The organism is Streptomyces montanus, from assembly GCF_005786655.1.
Taxonomy (GTDB): Bacteria; Actinomycetota; Actinomycetes; order Streptomycetales; family Streptomycetaceae; genus Streptomyces; species Streptomyces sporangiiformans.
On record NZ_VBZC01000146.1, the window covers coordinates 1 to 3,164 of the forward strand.

The 3,164-nt window shown below is 73.4% G+C and carries 1 protein-coding gene; it reads left to right on the forward strand.

Translation table 11 applies throughout. From position 1 onward, the window contains the following. Window positions 1–3,164, forward strand: a 3,164-nt coding sequence (locus FE633_RS46785; protein WP_138051242.1) for an Rne/Rng family ribonuclease, incomplete at both ends; no start/stop codon positions are given.

The window sequence follows — 3,164 nt, forward strand, 5'->3', positions numbered from 1 at the left end:
GAGGCCGCCCAGGCCGCTGACGCCGCGGCCCTCACGACTGCCGCATCCGACGAGGCCAACGCGCCCGTCGCCGAGGCGGCGCAGAGCATCACCGAGCCGCAGCCCGAGCCCGCCGCCGTCGCCGAGCCGGAGCAGACCACCGAGACCGAAGACACCGCCCCGCGTCGTACGCGCCGTCGCGCCACACGCCGCGCCGCCGCGCCCGCAGGCGCGCCGGCCGCGGAGACCGCGGAGACCGCGGAGACCGCGGAGCCGTCCGCCGAGGCGGAGACCGCCACGGCCGCTGTCCGTAACGAGCGCAGGGAGGCCCCTGTGGCCGCTGCCGAGACCGACCAGACCAACGCCAACACCACCAACGGCGACACCACCGACGCCACCACCGCCGAGCCGGAGGCGGCCGCCGAGGACGCCACCCCGCGTCGTTCGCGCCGTCGCGCCACCCGCAAGGCGGCCGGAGGCTTCTCCGCGCCCGCGCCGAAGACGACCACGCCGCAGGCCGAGGAGCAGAAGACCGAGGAAGAGCCCGCGCGCCGCCCCGCACGGCCCGCTGTCGCCGTCTTCCAGCCGCCGGTGTTCACGGAGCCGATGTTCCAGACGCCGGAGCGCGCCGCGGCCGCCGCCGCTGCCGAGGCCGCGGAGGAAGCAGACGAAGCGGACGAAGAGGCGGCCACCGAGACGGCGGCAGCCCCCGAGCCCGTCGAGGAGGAGACCGGGCCGCGTCGGCGTCGTCGCCGCAGGGGCGCGGCCGAGGAGCCCGCCGCCAAGGCGGAGGCCGACGAGACCCCCGAGGCCGAGGAGTCCGCCGAGGAGGAGTCGGCCGAGGGCGACGAGAGCGAGGAGAGCGGTTCGCGCCGTCGGCGTCGTCGCGGTGGCCGTCGGCGTCGCCGGGGCGAGTCCGCCGAGGCGGACGGCGAAGGCGCGGAGGGCGAGGAAGTCGCCGCCGAGCAGGCGGAGCAGGACGCCGAGGACACCGCCGAGCAGACCGAAGAGGACGCTCAGGACGAGCGCGAGGAGGGCGGCGGCTCCAGCAGCAGCCGTCGTCGTCGGCGCCGCCGTCGTCGCACCGGTGACACGCCCGTCGACGCCGAGCCGGGCGACGGTGACCCCGAGCGCACGGTCGTCAAGGTCCGCGAGCCCCGCAAGAAGGACGAGCCGTCCGACGAGGTGCAGTCCATCAAGGGCTCGACCCGTCTGGAGGCGAAGAAGCAGCGCCGTCGCGAAGGCCGCGAGCAGGGCCGCCGCCGCGTTCCGATCATCACCGAGGCCGAGTTCCTGGCCCGCCGTGAGGCCGTCGAGCGCGTGATGGTCGTACGGCAGCACGGCGACCGCACCCAGATCGGCGTCCTGGAAGACAACGTGCTCGTGGAGCACTACGTCAACAAGGAGCAGTCGACCTCGTACGTCGGCAACGTCTACCTGGGCAAGGTCCAGAACGTGCTGCCGTCGATGGAGGCCGCCTTCATCGACATCGGCAAGGGGCGCAACGCCGTCCTGTACGCCGGTGAGGTCAACTTCGAGGCGCTGGGCATGGCCAACGGCCCCCGCCGCATCGAGAGCGCGCTGAAGTCCGGCCAGTCGGTCCTCGTCCAGGTGACGAAGGACCCGATCGGGCACAAGGGCGCCCGGCTCACGAGCCAGGTCTCCCTCCCGGGCCGCTACCTCGTCTACGTCCCCGAGGGGTCCATGACGGGGATCAGCCGCAAGCTCCCGGACACCGAGCGCGCGCGCCTGAAGACCATCCTCAAGAAGATCGTCCCCGAGGACGCGGGCGTCATCGTGCGCACCGCCGCCGAGGGCGCGAGCGAGGACGAGCTGCGCCGTGACGTCGAGCGGCTGCAGGCGCAGTGGGAGGACATCCAGAAGAAGGCGAAGAGCGGCAACGCCCCGAGCCTGCTGTACGGCGAGCCGGACATGACCGTCCGCGTCGTGCGCGACATCTTCAACGAGGACTTCTCCAAGGTCATCGTCAGTGGCGGCGAGGCCTGGGAGACCATCCACGGATACGTCTCCCATGTCGCCCCCGACCTGGCCGAGCGTCTGCAGAAGTGGACGAGCGAGGTCGACGTCTTCGCGACGTACCGGATCGACGAGCAGCTCGCCAAGGCCCTGGACCGCAAGGTCTGGCTGCCGAGCGGCGGTTCGCTGGTGATCGACAAGACCGAGGCGATGATCGTGGTCGACGTCAACACCGGTAAGTTCACCGGTCAGGGCGGCAACCTCGAAGAGACCGTGACCAGGAACAACCTGGAGGCGGCCGAGGAGATCGTGCGCCAGCTGCGGCTGCGTGACCTGGGCGGCATCGTCGTCATCGACTTCATCGACATGGTCCTGGAGTCCAACAGGGATCTGGTCCTGCGGCGCCTGCTGGAATGCCTGGGACGCGACCGTACGAAGCACCAGGTGGCCGAGGTCACCTCGCTGGGCCTCGTGCAGATGACGCGCAAGCGCGTCGGCCAGGGTCTGCTGGAGTCCTTCTCGGAGACCTGCGTCCACTGCAACGGCCGTGGCGTCATCGTGCACATGGAGCAGCCGACCTCCGCGGGAGGCGGCGGCAAGCGCAAGAAGCGCGCCCGTGCCGGTGCCGAGACCGTGCCCGAGCAGGTCCCGGCCTCGATCGTCGAGGCCGTCGAGGAGGAGGCCGAAACGGAGGCGGAGGTGGCCGCCGAGGTCGCCGCGCCCGTCGCGTTGGCCGGGCCCGAATTCGAGCCCGACGAGGAACTCTTCAGCAGCGCCGCCGAGGCGGAGGCCGCGGCAACCCGTGGCCGTTCGCGGCGCCGGGCCAGTCGTCGCGCGTCGGCCCCGGCGGGTGCGCCGAGGCCCGAGTCCACGAGGCCCGAGTCCCGCAAGCCCGAGCGCAGGGCGGCCGAGGCCCCGACGGCGCAGAGTGTGACGGCCGAGGACGAGGTCGAGCGCCCCGTGCGGCCGGAGTCGGCCGCCGTCGCCCACTCGGAGCCGGCCGCCGCGGAGGACCCGGTCGTCGAGGCTCCGGTGGCCGACGCTGCGGTCGCCGACGAGGCCGCGCCCAAGGGCCGTACGCGCCGCCGGGCGACGCGCAAGGTCTCCGCGCCCGCCGGCTCGCCGAAGGCGGCCTCGGAAGCCGTCGTGACGGTCACAGAGCCGGTCGCGGCGCCCGTCGCCGCCGAGCCCGAGCCCACGCCGGAGCC